We start from the raw sequence: 16,853 nt of genomic DNA on the forward strand, positions 1-16,853 counted from the left end.
GTTAGACAAGAGAGCTCCGTATCCAGGGCTTGAGCGGCAACGAGTCTAGTCGGGGAAGCCCACCGGGCCTGCATCCGCGCTCAGGCGAAGTCGGGGGTGCCGGTGGGCACCATAAATCGGAACTCGGCCCCGCCCTCGGGCCCCCGCTGCACGGAGATGGTGCCGCCATGGGCCTCGATCAGTCCCTTGACGATGAACAGGCCGAGCCCGGTGCCACCACGGCGACGGGCGTTGCCCCGCCAGAACTGCCGGAACACGCGCGTGGCCAGCTCAGGGGGGATGCCCTCTCCCTGGTCACGGACGGACACGGTCACTCCCCACTCGTTCGGCTCGATGGCTATTGTCACCGTACCGCGCCCGTGACGCACCGCGTTTTCCATCAGGTTCGCCAGCACCTGGTCGATCTTGTCCTGGTCGAGCCAGGTCTCGGGCAGTTCGCCGTCCACCTCCAGCCGGAAACGATCCTCCGGCTCCCCCGCCGCGACCCGGCCGGCGATGATCTTGCGGGCCCTCGCCGGGATGTCGACCACCTGGCGGTGGATCTCCAGCCGCCCGGACTCGATGCGGGACACGTCGAGCAGCTCGGTGATCAGCCGGGTCACCCGGTCGGCGTCGGCGTTGACCGTCTCCAGCATGACGAGCTTCTGGTTGTCGGTGAAACGGGTCCACTTGGCCAGCAGGGTCGCGGTGAAGCCCTTGACGCTGGTCAGCGGGGAGCGGAGCTCGTGGGCGACGGTGGAGACCAGGTCGGCGCGGCTGCGCTCCAGGCGGGCGCGGGCGCCGGCGTCCCGGAGCGTGATGACCACCCGGACGACCTCGCCGCCCCGCGCGGGCCTGCGCACCAGGCGGGCGGCCACGAGCATCTCCTGGCCGCCGGGGGTGCGCAGCGGGAGCTCGGGCTGGCGGCTGCGGGTGGGCAGCCCGCCGTAGGTGTCGAACCACTTCCACCAGTCGCGCCCGTCATGGTCGCGGAAGGAGAACACGTCGCGCAGGTGCCGTCCGGCGGCCTGGTCGCGGGTGACCCCGGTCAGGCGGGTCGCGGCCCGGTTGACGGTCAGCACGTGGCCGTCCCGGTCGGTCACGACGAGGCCGTCGGGGAGGTCGTCCACGTCGATCACACAGGCGGAATCAGCGCTCCGCTCGTCGGTGTGTTCGCCGTGCACGACCCCGCCTCCTCGACGCTACAACGCCGACAATAGCGGGTTTCCCGCGTTCTACGGCAGCCTCGGAGCGGGGCTCGGGGAACCGGCCCGCTGAGATCGGGCAGATGCGTACAGACACACCGCGGCGGCGGTCGCGAGGTTGAGACTCTCCGCCCGTCCGTAGATCGGCACCCGGACCACCTCGTCGGCCAGCCGCAGGATCTCCTCCGGCAGTCCCCAGGCCTCGTTGCCGAAGATCCAGGCGGTCGGGCCGGACAGATCCACGTCGTCCAGCGTCTGCTTGCCCGCGCCGTCGGCGGCGAGCACCCGCAGCCCGGCGTCCTTGAGCCGCTGTACGGCCTGCGCCACCGGGGCCTCCGTGGTGACGGGCAGATGGAACAGGCTGCCGGCGCTGGCGCGGACGCACTTGCCGTTGTAGGGGTCCACCGAGGCGTCGGTGAAGACGACCGCGTCGGCGCCGGCCGCGTCGGCGGTGCGCAGCACGGTCCCGGCGTTGCCCGGGTCCCGGACGTGGGCGAGCACGGCCACCAGCCTGGCGTCGGCGGTGACGGCTCCGTCCAGGGGCACGTGCACGAACCGGCACACGGCCAGCAGCCCCTGCGGCGTGACGGTCTGGGCGAGCTCGGCCATGACCTCTCCGCTGGCCCGGTGGACGGCCAGCCCCGCGGCGGTGGCCGCGGCGACGATGTCGGCGTGCCGCTGCTCGGCCTCGGCCGTGGCGAACAGCTCCACCACGACGCCCTCCAGCGCCAGCGCCTCACGGACCGCCTGGGGCCCCTCTGCCAGGAAGGAGCGGTCACGGTCCCTGAAGGCCCGTTTGGTCAGCCGCCGCACGGCTTTGACCCTCGGCGACTTGATGTTGGTCAGCTCAGATCCGGCCATGCCTGTCCCCCCAAGAATGCGAATGCGGCCCACAGCGGGATCGCTGTGGGCCGCACGCTCGTCAGTGCCGGATTCAGCCGGCGACCGGCGCGTTCACGTCGGCCGGGAGCGCCTTCTTGGCGGCCTCGACCAGCGTCGCGAACGTGGCGGCGTCGTTGACCGCGAGGTCGGCGAGGATCTTGCGGTCGACCTCGATGGAGGCCAGGCGCAGACCCTGGATGAGCCGGTTGTAGGTGATGCCGTTCTGGCGGGCAGCGGCGTTGATGCGCTGGATCCAGAGACGGCGGAAGGTGCCCTTGCGGTCCTTGCGGTCGCGGTAGGCATAGGTCATCGAGTGGAGCATCTGCTCCTTGGCCTTGCGGTACAGCCTGGACCGCTGGCCCCGGTAGCCCTTCGCCCGCTCAAGAACGACCTTGCGCTTCTTCTTGGCGTTGATCGCCCGCTTCACGCGTGCCATGTGTATCTATCTCCCCGGGGGCCGTTACTTAGCGAGCAGCTTCTTGATCTTCTTGGCGTCGGCATCGGAGAGCACGACCTCGGACTTGAGACGACGCGTCAAGGTGGAGGACTTCCACTCGTTGTAGTGCGCGCGGTTGGCACGGCGACGCTTGATCTTGCCGGTGCCGGTGAGCCGGAATCGCTTCTTCGCACCGCTGTGCGTCTTCATCTTCGGCATCTCAGCCGTCTCTCCCTCGATCGTGCCGATGTCCCGGGCCGGTAACCCAAGTCAAGGGCATGCCTGACTGCGAGACCGGACCCGGTCTCGGCTTAATCTCGCGACTACCTGACGGTTCAGGCTATGCGAGTCACTCCTGCGGAGCGGCCACCTCGTCGCCGACGGGCGCCTGTTCCTCCACGGGGTCCTCGTCACGCCGCGCCTTGGCCGCCGCCTTCTCGGCCTTGGCCTCGGCCTTCTTCTTGTGCGGGCCGATCACCATGATCATGTTTCGGCCGTCCTGCTTGGGCTGGGACTCCACGAAACCGAGGTCCGTGACGTCCTCCGCCAGGCGCTGCAGGAGCCGGAAGCCGAGCTCGGGCCGGGACTGCTCCCGCCCGCGGAACATGATCGTGACCTTGACCTTGTCCCCCGCCTTGAGGAACCGCACCACGTGACCCTTCTTGGTCTCGTAGTCGTGCGGGTCGATCTTCGGCCGGAGCTTGATCTCCTTGATGATCGTGTACGCCTGGTTACGCCGCGCCTCACGTGCCTTCATCGCGGACTCGTACTTGAACTTGCCGTAGTCCATGAGCTTGCACACGGGCGGGCGAGCCGTGGCCGCGACCTCTACGAGGTCGAGGTCGGACTCCTGAGCCAGCTTCAGAGCATCGCCGATGGAGACGATGCCAACCTGTTCGCCGTTCGGGCCGACGAGGCGGACCTCGGGGACGCGAATACGGTCGTTGATGCGGGGCTCGGCGCTGATGGGGCCTCCTAGGTTGCGATCCGCCGCCGTCTTTGCGGGCGGCTGCCACATGCTCGATCGTGCCGGGAGGTCGCGGAACGCAGGCCATTTTGCAGGTCTGGATACACGAAATGCCCCGCACGTCGCGCATGCGGGGCCACATGAGCTCATCAGCTTTGACGCCGTAAGCCCTCCGGAGTTACCCGGTGTGATCCTTGACCTGCCGACCTCGCGGTCGACCAGGTGGGAGGTGACCCTCCGCTTGCGCGTCCAGCAGGCACGCCGGACCGATCGAGTAGTTACATTACCACAACCACCCACGTCCACTGAATCATCCCGCGACATCCCCGCAGGAGCCGCGTCTCGCACGCCCGTTGCGCGACATGCCGATGATCTGTATATAACGGAGGTATGAGCGAACGATCGATGCAGGAACCCACGTTCCTGATCCTCACGGCCCTGGCCGCCGGGCCCCAGCACGGCTACGGCGTGATCAACGACGTCCAGGAGATCTCCGGCGGCCGGGTGCGCCTGCGCGCGGGCACCCTCTACGCCGCCCTTGACCGTCTCCAGTCCGAGGGCCTGGTCTCCGCCGACCGCGAGGAGGTGGTGGACGGCCGCCTGCGGCGCTACTACCGGCTGACCGGCGACGGCGCCGGCCGCCTGGCCGCCGAGGCCGAACGGCTGCGCCGGCACGCCGAGGCGGCCACCACGCGCCTGCGCGTCCGCCCCGCCGGTGGGGCGCTGTTCCGCCGCGGCCTCGCCGGAGGTGCGGCGTGAGCTCTCTGGAGGCGCGCTACCGCAGGCTCCTGGCCTGCTACCCCCGCGAGCACAGGGCCCGCCACGAGGAGGAGATGATCGGCGTGATGCTCGCCGCAGCCGGGCCGGGCCGCGAGCGCCCAAATCCACATGAGGTGTTCGACGTGGTCAAAGGCGGGATCCTCATCCGCCTCCAGCGCTCCCTCGGCCCCGAGGCCGCCGCGCACTGGCGCGACGCACTGAACACCGCCGCGATCGTCGCCCCGCTCTACCTGCTCGTCCTGTCGCTCAGCAGCTCAGCGCTGGTCTTGTGGCCGGGCACGTGGGAGCCGATGGGCTTTCTCCAAGTCGTACTCATCGTGGTGCAACTGCTGCCCTACCCGTTGATCCTCGGCCTGGCGCTACGGGGCTCACGCTGGGCGGCCGCCGGTGCCTGGATCTGGGCGGTGGCGGAGAGCGCCATCTACACCGTGTCGACCATGGAGATCATAAAGCACGTGGGCCCGGACGACCCTTCGGTGCACCCGTTGACCCCCGGCGACGTGGCGCTCCAGGCCTTCCCCAACTGTGTCGTCGCCCTCCTGCTGACCCTTGCGCCCCGGCCGGCCGAGGGAGCGGCGTTGATCGGCCACCGGCGACTGCTCCACTGGAGCGTCGCCGCGGTCCTGTTGCTCGCCGCCCTCAACGTCTTCACCTACCTCTTCCCGCTCGACAACCCGGACGGGCTCAGGGTCGACCTGACCCTGATCGCGATGGCCTGTGGCGTGGCCAGCCGGACCCCCGTCGGCCGCCGCGCCATCCTGCTCATGGTCCCGTTACTCGCACAGCTCTACGGCATGGGACTGCTGGACGGGCCGCTCAGGGGCGCATGGCCGCACTTTCTGCTGCAGATGCTTCTCGTGGCCATGTTCTTCACCGTGGCCCGGCGCGGTTTCCGCCCCTACGGCACCGGGACGGTCAGCTCTCCGGAGCGACTCGTCTGACGATCTCGGCCTTGCCCGCCGCGCGCATCGCCTCCACCGGCACGTCGCTCCGGCCGGTCATCAGCTCGACCTGCCGGACCGCCTGATGCAGGAGCATGGGGAAGCCGCCGATCACGGTCCCGCCCCGCCCGGCCACGGCCGCGGCCAGGCGGGTGGGCCACGGCGCGTAGACCACGTCGAAGAGGGCCGGCACCCCGGCCACCAGGACGGCCAGACCGTCGGCGGCTCCCGCCGGCAGGGTCGAGACGACCAGGTCCACGTCCAGGACGGTGTCGAGCTTGTCGAAAGTCTGGACCGTCAGGGCCGTGCCCAGCCGCTCGGCCACCGCGGCGGTCTCCCCTGCCCGGTCCGGGTCGCGGACCACCAGGTTCGCCTCGCGCAGGCCCAGCTCGCGGAGCGCGGCCAGCGCGGAGGCCGCCGTCGCCCCGCCGCCCAGGACCGTCGCCGCCCGGGGCGGCGCCACGCCCGCCTCCGCGAGCGCCCGGACGATGCCGTGGACGTCGGTGTTCTCGCCGTGGCGGGCGCCGTCCGAGAAGATCACGGTGTTGGCCCCGCCCACCGCCACCGCGAGGTCGGAGACGGTGTCGAGCAGCGGCAGCACGGCCCGCTTGAGCGGCATGGTCAGCGACAGCCCCGCCCACTCCGGGCCGAGTCCGCCGATCAGGCCGGGCAGCCCTGCCTCGTCGCACTCGATCGCCTCGTAGCGCCAGTCGTGCAGGCCGAGGCCCTCGTAGGCGGCCCGGTGCAGGTGGGGCGAGAGCGAGTGGACGATGGGCGACCCGAGCACCGCCGCTCTCATCACCCGCCCGCCCGGTTCTTCTCGAACTCCGCCTTGAACCTGAAGAACTCGGCCTCGGATGCGGTGAACTTGGTGATGCCGCGCTTGGTGTCGGTGGTCACGAAGAAGATCCAGTCGCCCTTGGTGGGGTTGAGCGCCGCCTGGATGGCGTGGTCGCCGGGGTTGGCGATCGGTCCCGGAGGCAGGCCCTCCCGCGTGTAGGTGTTGTAGGGCGAATTGCTCTCGAGGTCGGCGTTGGTCGCCGCGACGCCGTACTTGTTCAGCCCGTACATCACCGTGCTGTCCATCTCCAGCTTGCGCGGCGGATTGCCGTCGAGGCGGTTGTAGATGACGCGGGCCACCTTGCCCATGTCCTCGACGCTGCCGGACTCGGCCTGGACGATGCTGGCGATCGTCATGATCTCGTGCGGGGTGTGGCCGAGGGCCTTGGCCTCCTTCTCCAGCCCGTCCTTACCGGCGGTCTGGTGGAAGCGGTCGACCATGGCGGTCAGGATCTCGGCGGCCCCCATCTTGGGGGAGATCTCGTAGGTGGCGGGGAAGGCGTAGCCCTCCAGCCTGCCCCTGGCGTAGGAGGGCAGGCCGAGCGCCTTGCCGTCCCTGGCCGCCCGCTGGAACTCCCTGAGCGGCTTGCCGGTCTGCTTGGCGAGCTGCGTCAGGGTGTCGGAGAGGCGCAGGCCCTCCTTGAGGGTCACCGTCTCCCGCAGCCGCTTGTCCGGGTCGAGCAGCTTGACCGCGGCGGCGGCCGACATCTGCTTGCGCAGGGTGTATTCGCCCGGCTGCAGGGAGGCGCTCATGTCCGCGGCGGCGGCGGCGTCGACGAACGCCTCGGCGCTCTTGACCACCCCCTGCTCCTGCAGGGTCCGGGCGACGTCCGAGGCGCTCTGCCCGGTCTTGATCTCCACGACGACCTCGCCGGCGCCCTCTCCGGTGTAGTCCTCGACGGTCATCGCGTCGCGCAGCCAGGTGTAGCCGTAGAAGCCTCCGGCGCCGACACCGCCCAGCAGGACGATGGCCGCGAGCATCGGGGCGAGGAAGCCACCCCGGTTGCGGCGGCGCCGGCGGCGGCGTCCTCGCCGGCTGCCGGAGCCTGGAGATGTGCGTGAGCCGCGCCGCGACCTGCCATCGTCGTCGTCGCCGACCAGGAAGTCCATATCGAGATCGTTCATAGAGTCGCCCGCCAATCTCCCGGTAGAGGCGGCCTGCCGTCAAGCGGGTATGCCGAACCGAGGGGGGACACCATGCCAGACGTCCCGGTCCGCCGGGCGCCTTTTCCTGGCCTCTCGATGCGAGTCGCCGCACGCGGCGGAACGGGGGGTGTTCCGCCGGGCATCAACGCGTCCCGAGGTAGCTGTTTAGGTCTTCCCGGTATCTCACGAACTCACTCTCTTTGTCAGTGAATTTCGTGATTCTATGCTCCGGATCGATTGTGACAAACCAGAGCCAATCTCCTTGGTCTGGGTGGAGAGCCGCATGTAACGCCTTCTCTCCCGGATTCGCGATGGGCCCCGGCGGCACGCCACGCCTCAGGTAGGTGTTGTACGGCGATCTCACCTCGGTGTCCTTGTCCGTCACTCTGAGGGTCCTGCGCCTCTGTGCGTAGAGCACCGTGGTGTCGAGCTGGAGCGGCGTCCCCGCCTTGATCCGGTTGTAGATCACTCTAGCGATCTTCGGATAGTCCGCGTCCCGCCCGCCCTCGGCCTGCAGGATGCTTGCCACCGTGACGACCTCCAAGGGCGTCAGGCGCCTTCTGGCGGCCCGCGCCTCTAGGTGCAGCTCGGCCGCGGCGCGTTTGTAACGTTCCACCATCGCCGCGAGCACGTCCTCCGGCGTCATGCCGGGCTCCACCTCGTAGGTGGCCGGGAACAGGAACCCCTCGGCGCTCCCGGCGTAGGAGGGCAGTCCGAGTCTCTCGCGGTCCGCCGCGGCCCTGGCGAAGCCGGCCCGCCGCATTCCGGTGCCCGCGGCGAGCCTGTCGAGCAGCTCGGGCAGGCGCAGCCCCTCAGGGACGACCACCCGCCGCACCAGCCGGGACTCGGGCGCGGTCAGCAGTCCGAGGGCCTCGGCGGCCGACATGCCCCTGCGGAGCCTGAAGCGGCCGGGCCGCAGGCTGCTCTCCCTCGCCTGCTCCTGGGTCACCAGGATGAACGAGCGGGCACTGGCCACCACCCCGGCTCCGGCCAGGACAGAGGCGATCTCACCGGCGGTCGCGCCTTCGTCGATCGTGACGGTGACCGTGCCCGAGCCGGGCCCCTCGAAGTCCGGAGGCATCAGGTACGGCTTGACCAGGACGTATCCGCCGGCGCCCACCATCAGGGCGGTTACGACCGTCCCGCCCGCCAGCAGCCAAAGCGGCCGCATGCGGCTCACCGGGCGGCCCCGCCACCTGGCTCCCCGCCGGGCTGCCCGCCCGGCGGGGCGAGCGCCCTGCCCGGGGGCCTGCCGGTTGCGCGTTCGGCGTCCAGGGCCGCCTGGAGCAGCACGATGGCCGCCGCCTGGTCCACCACGGCCCGCTGGTTCTTGGCCTTGACCCCGCTGGCCCGCAGGCCCTGCTGGGCGGTGACGGTGGTCAGCCGCTCGTCGAACAGCCGGACGGGGATGGGTGACAGCCGCAGCGAGATCCGGGTCGCGAAGTCGCGGGCGGCCTCGGCCGCCTGCCCCTCGCGGCCGGACAGCGAGGTCGGCAGGCCGACGACGATCTCGACGACCTCGTACTCGGCCGCGATCTCCGCGAGCCGGTCCAGATCGCCCCTGCCGCGCCGTACGGTCTCCACCGGCGTGGCCAGCAGTCCCGAAGGGTCACTGCGGGCCACGCCGATGCGGACCGAGCCGACGTCGACGCCCAGCCGGATGCCGTTTCTCATCATCATCCCCGCCTCCGAGCCGCCACCGACTCGCAGGCGTCCATCGTCAGACGACCGTCTGCGCGATCGCCTGCTCGACGGCGACAAGCGCGTCGTCGATCGCCTCAGGGCGGGCTCCACCGCCCTGGGCGACGTCATCCTTACCGCCACCGCCGCCGCCGAGCGCCTTGGCGGCGACGCCGACGAGCCGGCCCGCCTTCAGGCCCCGGCCGCGCCCCGCGTCGTTGACCACGGCGACGACGACGGGCCGGTCGCTGGGGACACCGGCCACGACGACGACCGCGGGCCGCTCACCCGGGAACCGGCCGCGCACATCAAGGGCGAGCTTACGCAGATCGTCGGGGGAGGTTCCATCAGGCGCGCGGCGCGTCACGACGGAGACTCCGTGCAGGTCGCGGGCGGAGGCGGCCATCTCGCCCGCCACCGCGAGCACCTGGGCGGAACGGAGCTTGTCCAGCTCCTTCTCCGCGGTGCGCAGCCGGGTCACGATGCCGTCGATCCGCTCCGGCAGCTCCTCGCGGCGCGCCTTGAGCTGCTCCGACAGCTGGGCGACGAGCACGCTCTCGCGGGCCAGGAAGCGGAAGGCGTCCAGGCCGACCAGAGCCTCCACCCGGCGCACTCCGGCGCCGATCGAGGCCTCGCCCAGCACCTTGACCAGACCGAGCTGGCCGGAGCTGGAGACGTGGGTGCCGCCGCAGAGCTCACGGGAGTAGTCGCCGACCTCGACGATGCGGACGGTCTCGCCGTACTTCTCGCCGAACAGGGCCAGCGCGCCCATCGCCCGGGCCTCGGCCTGGGAGGTGTGGAAGGCGTTGACCGTGAGGTCGTTGATCAGGACGGCGTTGACCTCGTCCTCGACGTCACGGAGCATGCTGGGCGCCACGGCGCCGGCGGCGGTGAAGTCGAAACGGAAACGGCCGGGCGAGTTCTCCGAACCGGCCTGCGCCGCCGTCTCGCCCAGCGCGTTGCGGAAGCCGCGGTGCACCAGGTGGGTGGCGGTGTGGCTGCGGGAGATGGCGCGGCGGCGCTCGACGTCGATCTCGGCCTGGGCCTGGTCGCCCACCCGGATCTCGCCGGCGCGGACCTTCCCGCGGTGGACGACGACGCCGGAGACCGGGGACTGCACGTCCACGATCTCGACCTCGGCCCCGTCGGTGCGGATGACCCCCTGGTCGGCGAGCTGGCCACCGCCCTCGGCGTAGAAGGGGGTACGGCCCAGCACGACCTCGACCTCGGTGCTGGCGCCCGCGGCCGGGACCGGGACCCCGCCGACGAGCAGGCCGATGACCTCGGCCTCGGCGGTCACCTGGTCGTAGCCCAGGAACTCCACCCGGCCGGTCTTCTCAAGGATCTGGCCGAACACCGAGATGTCGGCGTTGCCGGTCTTCTTGGCGGCGGCGTCGGCCTTGGCCCGGTCGCGCTGCTCCTTCATCAACCGGCGGAAGCCCTCTTCGTCGACCTTGAGCCCCTGCTCGGAGGCCATCTCCAGGGTCAGGTCGATCGGGAAGCCGTAGGTGTCGTGGAGCTGGAAGGCCTGATCCCCGGCGAGGGTGCCCTGCCCCTTGCGCCTGGTCTCCTCCACGGCGACGTCGAAGATCGCGGTGCCGGTGCGGAGGGTGCCCAGGAACGAGGCCTCCTCGGCGTCGATGACGCCGTGGATCTGCGGGGCGTCGGCCTTGAGCTCGGGGTACTGCTCGCCCATCACGTCGATGGTCACCGCGGTGAGCTCGTGCATGTAGCGCTCCTCGCCCGCGCCCAGCAGGCGCAGGTTGCGGATGGCGCGGCGCAGGATGCGGCGCAGGACGTAGCCCCGCCCCTCGTTGGAGGGCAGCACGCCGTCGGCGACGAGCATCACGCCGGTCCGGACGTGGTCGGCGATGACCCGCAGCGAGACGTCGGCGCGCTCGTCACGGCCGTAACGCGTCTTGGTCAGCTCGGCGGCCCGGTCGAGGATCTTGTAGGTGGTGTCGATCTCGTAGATGTTGTCGACGCCCTGCAGGATCGCCGCCATGCGCTCCAGGCCCATGCCGGTGTCGACGCTCCTGGCGGGCAGCTCGCCGGCGACGTCGAAGTCCACCTTGCTGCGGACCGCGCTGAGCTGGAACTGCATGAAGACGTTGTTCCACACCTCGAGGTAGCGGTTCTCGTCGGCGACGGGGCCGCCGTCCCTGCCGTACTCGGGGCCGCGGTCGTAGTAGATCTCGCTGCACGGCCCGCCCGGACCCGGGACGCCCATGTGCCAGTAGTTGTCCTCCAGGCCGCGGCGCTGGATGCGCTCGGCCGGGACGCCGACCTTCTCGTGCCAGATGTCGTAGGCCTCGTCGTCGTCCTGGTAGACGGTGACCCAGAGCCGCTCCTCGGGGAAGCCGAAACCGCCCTCGGACTCGGGCTTGGTCAGCAGCTCCCAGGCGAGCGGAATCGCCTGCTCCTTGAAGTAGTCGCCGAAGGAGAAGTTGCCGAGCATCTGGAAGAACGTGGCGTGCCTGGTGGTCTTGCCGACCTCGTCGATGTCGGGGGTGCGCACGCACTTCTGGACGCTGGTGGCCCGGTTGAAGGGCGGCTTCTGCTGTCCCAGGAAGTAGGGCTTGAACGGCACCATGCCCGCGGGGACCAGAAGCAGCGTCGGGTCCTCGGCGATCAGGCTGGCCGAGGGCACGACGGTGTGCCCACGCTCCTCGAAGAAGCGCAGGAAGCGGCGGGCGATCTCTGCCGACTCCATGTCAGCGGCCATCCTTTACGTCGTAGTGATAGGTGTTCTCAACAGTGTCGAGCCCGAACCTGGATCGCAACTCGGTTTCCCTCTTGGCCGCGCCGTCCAGGGCGTCGCCGGCGAATTCCCGCATCTGGTCCAGAGCACCGGAGGCGTTGTGCACGGCGCGCCGGGCCAGGTGGTTCGGATGCAGTGCTTGCAGCTTACGCATGACCCACACCGCGCCGAACGCGCCCAGGGACATGTAGAACAGCCGCCGGATCATCGCCGCCGCCTCTCCAGCATCCGGAGGTTCGATCTGCCACGGACGTGCAGGGCCTGCCTGATGCCGTGGCTCAGTGCCGCAACCTTGATCAACGGCCCGGTGACCAGGCTCTGGGTGACGTCGCTGACCTTCGCGACGTGCCCGCTGACCTGCTTGACGTCCTTGGCGATGGCCTCGACGGCGATCAGCTGGCGGTTGGTCTCGCCAACGGTGGCCGTGACGTCCTCCAGCAACGGCACCACGCGCTCGCCCAGGTCGGAGACCATCTTGGTGGTCTCGGTGAGCAGCCGGGCCAGCCTCACCAGGACCATGGCCAGGAAGCAGACGAGCACCGCCCATGCCGTGGCCACGATCAGCCCGGCGACCTCTCCCGCGGTAAGCATGCGCCGATCTCCTTAGTTCACCCGGCTGGAATGGCAAGACCCTATCGTGTCCCGCCTTGTTCCCCCGGCATGCCGCCGCACGACGGCCGTCTCCTCCGGGCGGGCCGGAGAGCTCGCGAGGCCGGTTGTCACCGCCGGGCCCTCGTCCGCGCGGGGCGCGTACCCAGGCTAGCCGCCGGGAAACCCGCCGCGGCACGGTCCGGCACCGGGGTGCCGGACCGGAGCGGCTACTGACCGCGGAGGAAAGCGCGGATCTTGGACCAGCGGTCGGCGAAGGCCGCTTCGGCGCCGTGGCGGGTGGGCTGGTAGTAGCGGCGGTCCCGGAGCTCCTCCGGGGCGTAGTCCTGGCGGACCAGGCCGTGCTCGAAGTCGTGGGGGTATTTGTACCCCTTGCCGTGGCCGAGCTTCTTGGCCCCGCCGTAGTGGGCGTCGCGCAGGTGGGTGGGGACGTGGCCGATGCTGCCGCGCCGTACGTCCTCGGAGGCCGCGCCGATGGCGTTGATCACCGCGTTGGACTTGGGGGCCAGTGCGCAGTGGATGACCGCCTGGGCCAGGTTGAGCCGTCCCTCGGGCAGGCCGATGAACTCCACCGCCTGGGCCGCGGCCACCGCGACCTGCAGACACGTCGGGTCGGCCATGCCGACGTCCTCGGAGGCGAAGACGACGATCCTGCGGGCGATGAAACGGGGGTCCTCGCCCGCCTCGATCATGCGGGCGAGGTAGTGCAGCGCGGCGTCGGCGTCGGAGCCGCGCATGCTCTTGATGAAGCCGCTGATCACGTCGTAGTGCTGGTCGCCCTGGCGGTCGTAGCGGACGGCCGCCTTGTCCACCGCGCGCTCCACCACCTCGACGGTGATCTCGCCGTCGGCGATCAGTGAAGCGGCCTCCAGGTAGGTGAGCGACCTGCGGGCGTCTCCTCCGGCCAGCCGGACCAGGTGCTCGGCGGCTTCGGGCGCCAGCTTCGCCTTCCCGTCCAGGCCGCGCGGGTCGGCGACGGCGCGCTCCAGCACCATCCGGATGTCGTCCTCCGACAGCGACTCCAGGGTCAGCAGGAGCGAGCGGGACAGCAGCGGCGAGATGACGGAGAAGAACGGGTTCTCGGTGGTGGCGCCGATGAAGGTGACCCAGCGGTTCTCCACGGCGGGCAGCAGGGCGTCCTGCTGGGCCTTGTTGAAGCGATGCACCTCGTCCACGAACAGCACGGTCTGGCGGCCGGACATGCCCAGCTCGCGCCGGGCCTGCTCGATGGCCGCGCGGACCTCCTTGACGCCGGCGGACACCGCGGAGACCTCGACGAAGCGGCGCTCGGTGACGCCCGCGACCACGTAGGCCAGGGTGGTCTTGCCGGTGCCGGGCGGGCCCCACAGGAACAGCGACATGGGCGCCTCGGCCTCGACGAGCCTGCGCAGCGGCGTGCCGGGGCCCAGCAGGTGGCGCTGGCCTATCACCTCGTCGAGGCCGCGCGGGCGCATCCGCACCGCCAGGGGCTCATGGCCGCGGTGGGCTTCCTCCGCCGCGGAATCGAACAGGCTGTCCACGCTCCGACAGTACCGTCAGGCCACCCGTCCCGGATCCACCCCGCCGCGGCCCCGTCCCCGGTGGGGCCGGGGATCCGGCGGTCCGGGAGAGTCCGCCGCCGGCGGTCAGCTCCCCCAGACCGCCGTCGCCCCGCTGTGCCCGGCGCGCAGCACGTAGTAGCCCGCCACGACGGCCGCGACCACGGTGAGCGCCGAGACGACGTGCCCCACCGGGCGGCCGTACCGCTCTGTCCGCGAGACGTGGACGAGTGCCAGCGAGAGCACGCCCAGGGCGAGGGCGGCCGCCAGCAGCGGCGTGGCGAACCCCTCGTGCTCGGCGATGCGCAGGCCGAGCGGGCCGTCGACCGAGGAGAACCGCTTGTCCTTCAGCGCCTCGCCGCTCTGCCTGGCCGCGAAGGCGGCGACCGGGACGGCCACCGCGAGTGCCGTCACCGCCCAGTGCAGCACGGCGCGCGTGCGCGGCGCCAGCGCGTGGACGGCGGCCAGCACGGCCAGGAGCGGCGTCAGGACCACGGCGGCGTGAATGATCAGCGGGTGGGCGGGCAGGCCCAGGATCTCGTCGAACATGCGGGGGCTCCGGTCATCCGTGGCTCGTCGTCACCAAGTACGGAATCTCACCATGAACGGTTCCGAAATGCACCAGATGCTGGGCAGTTTTCACACCTGCCCCATCTGGTGGATTCCGTCACTTACATTCAGCACACGCTGAGGCCGGTACGCTTTCGGCCAGTTGACAGTCAAGTAACAGTAATCCTGGAGGACATACCGGTGAGCGGCGAGGACCGCCAGAGCCAGCTGGCGCGGGAGCACAAAGAGCGCCAGGCCCAGCGTGCTGAGCAGGCGACCAAGACGAAGCGGAACACCTTCATCGGAGCCGGCGCAGCGGTGGTCGTCGTCGTGGGCGGCCTGATCGCCGCGACGACACTGCTCGGAGGCGGCGACGGCGAGGGCAAGCCCGCGGCCGCGAGCTCCCCCGCTCCCTCCGAGACCGCCGCGGAGCCGACGGCGTCCGCGACGCCCAGCGCCCCCGTCGACCCGTCCAAGGTGAGCTGCTCCTACCGCAAGGACACCAGCGGCAGCCCGGCCAAGAAGGTGGGCATGCCGCCGAGTAAGCCCAACCTGAAGCCGAAGGCCATGACGATCACCACCAACCACGGTGACATCGTGATCGACCTGGCGACGGCGCAGGCGCCCTGCACGGTGAACTCCTTCGCCTTCCTCGCCAAGAAGAACTTCTTCGACAACACCAAGTGCCACCGCCTGGCCACCCCGGAGAACTCCGGCCTGGCCCTGCTCCAGTGCGGCGACCCGCAGGCCAAGGCCGACGGCAAGAACCCCACCGACGGCCAGGGCAGCTCGGGTTACGTCTTCGACGACGAGAACCTCGGCGGTATCCCCTTCACCAAGGGCACGGTCGCGATGGCCCAGCCCGCCGAGGCGGTCAACCAGAACGGCAGCCAGTTCTGGATCTCGCTCGGCGACGAGACCGCCCAGCTGGGCCCGGAGTACACCCCCTTCGGCGTCGTCTCCAAGGGCGCGGACATCCTCGACAAGGTCTACAAGGGCGGGTGGATCACCAACCCCGACGACATCACCGGTGACGGCGGCTCCAGCGCCCCCAAGATCCCGGTGATCATCAAGGACGTGAAGCTCACCTAGCGGAGTGCCGGTCGGACGCCCCGGGGTCGGTCGACCGCCGGGGCGTCCGCCTTTCCGGCGGAGGCCGCCCCCTCGGGCCGAGAGGCCGCCGCGTGAACTGTGATCCCGATCACAATCGGATGATCCCCGGAGTGCCGGAGCCACACTTGGAGCAGAGGCAGTGTGATCCATCTCACCGAGGGGGACCGGATGTCGGAGAAGCTACCCGTTGAGTTCGTGGTAAATCCCGAGTTCGGCAGGGACCCCTACGCCGCCTACGCCGCGCTCCGGGAGAAGGGGCCGGTCCACCCGATCGAGTTCCCGCCCGGCGTCGACGGCTTCCTGGTGGTCGACTACGAGCACGGCCGCCGGGCCCTCAACGACCCGCGCCTGAGCAAGAACCCGTCCGAGGGGCCCGAGGCGTTCCGCGCGCTCCTGGGCCAGGGCAACCCGGTCCTGGCCCACAACATGCTCAACAGCGACCCGCCGGACCACACCCGGCTGCGCCGCCTGGTCTCCAAGGCCTTCACCCCGCGGCGGACCGAGAGCCTGCGTCCCCGGGTCCAGGAGATCACCGACCGTCTCATCGACGCGATGGCCGTCAAGGGCCACGCCGACCTGCTCGACGACTTCGCCTTCCCGCTGCCGATCACGGTGATCTGCGAGCTTCTGGGCGTCCCCGTCGAGGACCGCGACGACTTCCGCCGGTGGTCGACCACCCTGATCACCCCGCCGTTCGACGACGAGCAGGTCCTGCGCCGCGTCGAGGCGAACACCGCCATCCGCGCCTACTTCGTCCAGACCATCGCCGAGCGCCGGGCCGAGCCGCGCGACGACATGATCAGCGCGCTGGTCGTCGCCCGCGACGAGGAGGAGCTGCTCAGCGAGAACGAGCTGGTCTCCACGCTCACGCTGCTGCTCATCGCCGGACACGAGACCACGGTCAACCTGATCGGCAACGGCATGCTGGCCCTGCTCGCCAACCCCGGCCAGCTCCGGCTGCTGCGGGAGCGGCCCGAGCTGCTGCCCTCGGCGATCGAGGAGTTCCTGCGCTACGAGGGCCCGGTGGAGCGGGCCACCTTCCGCTTCTCCACCGACGACCTGGAGATCGCGGGCGTCCACATCCCCAAGCGCAGCCTGGTCCACGTCTCCCTCGGCGCCGCGGACCGCGACCCCGGGGCGTTCGAGGATCCGGACACCCTCGACATCACCCGGACCGACAACCGTCACGTGGCCTTCGGTCACGGCGTCCACTTCTGCCTGGGGGCTCCGCTGGCCCGCCTGGAGGCCCAGATCGCCTTCGGGACGCTCCTGCGGCGCCTGCCGGACATCGCCCTCGGCTGCCCGCCGGACGAGCTCTCCTGGCGCCAGGACGGCTCGCTGATCCGCGGGCTGCGGGCGCTGCCCGTCCGCTTCTAGCCGCAGGTACGGCGCGGGCCCCCGGAACGGGTCGTTCCGGGGGCCCGCGC

Annotated in this window: 18 protein-coding genes; 4 read left to right on the forward strand and 14 right to left on the reverse strand. The window is 70.5% G+C overall.

The features are described from left to right. Positions 1–80: 80 nt before the first annotated feature. The 5 genes from CA984_RS01000 to infC form a co-directional block, all read right to left on the reverse strand. Positions 81–1,163, reverse strand: coding sequence for a sensor histidine kinase (locus tag CA984_RS01000; RefSeq protein WP_086566833.1), 1,083 nt, complete (start codon positions 1,161–1,163; stop codon positions 81–83). 51 nt (positions 1,164–1,214) lie between these two features. After that, the gene (locus tag CA984_RS01005) at positions 1,215–2,045 is read right to left on the reverse strand and encodes a TrmH family RNA methyltransferase (RefSeq protein WP_086566836.1); all 831 of its coding nucleotides are present in this window, start codon (positions 2,043–2,045) and stop codon (positions 1,215–1,217) included. A 73-nt stretch (positions 2,046–2,118) separates the two neighbouring features. After that, on the reverse strand, positions 2,119–2,502 hold the full coding sequence (gene rplT / locus CA984_RS01010; RefSeq protein WP_012892552.1) for a 50S ribosomal protein L20: 384 nt from the start codon (positions 2,500–2,502) through the stop codon (positions 2,119–2,121). Positions 2,503–2,526: 24 nt separating this feature from the next. Further along, positions 2,527–2,721, reverse strand: coding sequence for a 50S ribosomal protein L35 (rpmI, locus tag CA984_RS01015; RefSeq protein ID WP_012892553.1), 195 nt, complete (start codon positions 2,719–2,721; stop codon positions 2,527–2,529). Positions 2,722–2,851: 130 nt separating this feature from the next. Further along, a complete protein-coding gene (gene infC / locus CA984_RS01020; protein ID WP_086566839.1) occupies positions 2,852–3,520 on the reverse strand; it encodes a translation initiation factor IF-3 in 669 nt (222 codons plus the stop codon). A 339-nt stretch (positions 3,521–3,859) separates the two neighbouring features. On the opposite strand from infC, the gene CA984_RS01025 reads away from it, so the two are divergent. Together CA984_RS01025 and CA984_RS01030 are read left to right on the forward strand one after the other, a co-directional pair. Next, positions 3,860–4,228, forward strand: a complete 369-nt coding sequence (locus CA984_RS01025) for a PadR family transcriptional regulator (RefSeq protein ID WP_242675659.1) — start codon at positions 3,860–3,862, stop codon at positions 4,226–4,228. Beyond that, the gene (locus CA984_RS01030) at positions 4,225–5,190 is read left to right on the forward strand and encodes a hypothetical protein (protein WP_086566844.1); all 966 of its coding nucleotides are present in this window, start codon (positions 4,225–4,227) and stop codon (positions 5,188–5,190) included. Before CA984_RS01025 ends, CA984_RS01030 begins: the two co-directional genes overlap by 4 nt. Here the strand turns inward: CA984_RS01030 and CA984_RS01035 are convergent. From CA984_RS01035 to CA984_RS01075, 9 genes are all read right to left on the reverse strand, one after another. After that, positions 5,165–5,989, reverse strand: coding sequence for a shikimate dehydrogenase (locus CA984_RS01035; RefSeq protein WP_086566847.1), 825 nt, complete (start codon positions 5,987–5,989; stop codon positions 5,165–5,167). The two genes, CA984_RS01030 and CA984_RS01035, sit on opposite strands and share 26 nt — an antisense overlap. Continuing rightward, complete coding sequence (gene mltG, locus CA984_RS01040) at positions 5,989–7,155, reverse strand: endolytic transglycosylase MltG (RefSeq protein ID WP_086566850.1); 1,167 nt, start codon at positions 7,153–7,155, stop codon at positions 5,989–5,991. The genes CA984_RS01035 and mltG (CA984_RS01040) overlap by 1 nt, the downstream gene beginning before the upstream one ends. 163 nt (positions 7,156–7,318) lie before the next feature. Then, positions 7,319–8,347: an endolytic transglycosylase MltG gene (gene mltG, locus CA984_RS01045; RefSeq protein ID WP_086566853.1), complete on the reverse strand. Its 1,029-nt coding sequence runs from the start codon at positions 8,345–8,347 to the stop codon at positions 7,319–7,321. Positions 8,348–8,352: 5 nt separating this feature from the next. After that, positions 8,353–8,850 carry a Holliday junction resolvase RuvX gene (ruvX, locus tag CA984_RS01050; protein WP_086566983.1) on the reverse strand — a complete coding sequence of 166 codons (498 nt, stop codon included), beginning with the start codon at positions 8,848–8,850 and terminating at the stop codon, positions 8,353–8,355. Between the two features lie 46 nt (positions 8,851–8,896). Continuing rightward, complete coding sequence (alaS, locus tag CA984_RS01055; RefSeq protein WP_086566856.1) at positions 8,897–11,569, reverse strand: alanine--tRNA ligase; 2,673 nt, start codon at positions 11,567–11,569, stop codon at positions 8,897–8,899. Position 11,570: 1 nt separating this feature from the next. Further along, positions 11,571–11,825, reverse strand: a complete 255-nt coding sequence (locus CA984_RS01060) for a hypothetical protein (RefSeq protein ID WP_031165735.1) — start codon at positions 11,823–11,825, stop codon at positions 11,571–11,573. Then, positions 11,822–12,208 carry a DUF948 domain-containing protein gene (locus CA984_RS01065; RefSeq protein WP_031165734.1) on the reverse strand — a complete coding sequence of 129 codons (387 nt, stop codon included), beginning with the start codon at positions 12,206–12,208 and terminating at the stop codon, positions 11,822–11,824. The genes CA984_RS01060 and CA984_RS01065 overlap by 4 nt, the downstream gene beginning before the upstream one ends. Positions 12,209–12,435: 227 nt before the next feature. Beyond that, entirely contained in the window at positions 12,436–13,746 is a 1,311-nt protein-coding gene (locus CA984_RS01070; RefSeq protein ID WP_086566859.1) for a replication-associated recombination protein A, read from the reverse strand. A gap of 105 nt (positions 13,747–13,851) precedes the next feature. Continuing rightward, positions 13,852–14,313 (reverse strand): hypothetical protein, encoded by a 462-nt coding sequence (locus CA984_RS01075; protein WP_086566862.1) that lies wholly within the window; start codon positions 14,311–14,313, stop codon positions 13,852–13,854. 201 nt (positions 14,314–14,514) lie between these two features. Between CA984_RS01075 and CA984_RS01080 the strand changes: the two genes are divergently transcribed. Beyond that, entirely contained in the window at positions 14,515–15,405 is an 891-nt protein-coding gene (locus tag CA984_RS01080) for a peptidylprolyl isomerase (protein ID WP_086566865.1), read from the forward strand. Between the two features lie 162 nt (positions 15,406–15,567). Beyond that, positions 15,568–16,803, forward strand: a complete 1,236-nt coding sequence (locus CA984_RS49145; protein WP_207620627.1) for a cytochrome P450 family protein — start codon at positions 15,568–15,570, stop codon at positions 16,801–16,803. The last annotated feature ends 50 nt before the right edge of the window (positions 16,804–16,853 follow it).

Source organism: Streptosporangium minutum, assembly GCF_002149035.1.
In the GTDB taxonomy this organism is placed as follows: domain Bacteria; phylum Actinomycetota; class Actinomycetes; order Streptosporangiales; family Streptosporangiaceae; genus Streptosporangium; species Streptosporangium minutum.

Coding starts and splice junctions, on each gene's coding strand:
- CA984_RS01035 (WP_086566847.1), bottom strand. CDS start 5,989: ATGAGAGCGGCGGTGCTCGGGTCGCCCATCGTCCACTCGCTCTCGCCC.
- CA984_RS01075 (WP_086566862.1), bottom strand. CDS start 14,313: ATGTTCGACGAGATCCTGGGCCTGCCCGCCCACCCGCTGATCATTCAC.
- CA984_RS01065 (WP_031165734.1), bottom strand. CDS start 12,208: ATGCTTACCGCGGGAGAGGTCGCCGGGCTGATCGTGGCCACGGCATGG.
- CA984_RS01025 (WP_242675659.1), top strand. CDS start 3,860: ATGAGCGAACGATCGATGCAGGAACCCACGTTCCTGATCCTCACGGCC.
- ruvX (WP_086566983.1), bottom strand. CDS start 8,850: ATGAGAAACGGCATCCGGCTGGGCGTCGACGTCGGCTCGGTCCGCATC.
- CA984_RS01005 (WP_086566836.1), bottom strand. CDS start 2,045: ATGGCCGGATCTGAGCTGACCAACATCAAGTCGCCGAGGGTCAAAGCC.
- rplT (WP_012892552.1), bottom strand. CDS start 2,502: ATGGCACGCGTGAAGCGGGCGATCAACGCCAAGAAGAAGCGCAAGGTC.
- CA984_RS01060 (WP_031165735.1), bottom strand. CDS start 11,825: ATGATCCGGCGGCTGTTCTACATGTCCCTGGGCGCGTTCGGCGCGGTG.
- mltG (WP_086566853.1), bottom strand. CDS start 8,347: ATGCGGCCGCTTTGGCTGCTGGCGGGCGGGACGGTCGTAACCGCCCTG.
- alaS (WP_086566856.1), bottom strand. CDS start 11,569: ATGGAGTCGGCAGAGATCGCCCGCCGCTTCCTGCGCTTCTTCGAGGAG.
- mltG (WP_086566850.1), bottom strand. CDS start 7,155: ATGAACGATCTCGATATGGACTTCCTGGTCGGCGACGACGACGATGGC.
- infC (WP_086566839.1), bottom strand. CDS start 3,520: ATGTGGCAGCCGCCCGCAAAGACGGCGGCGGATCGCAACCTAGGAGGC.
- rpmI (WP_012892553.1), bottom strand. CDS start 2,721: ATGCCGAAGATGAAGACGCACAGCGGTGCGAAGAAGCGATTCCGGCTC.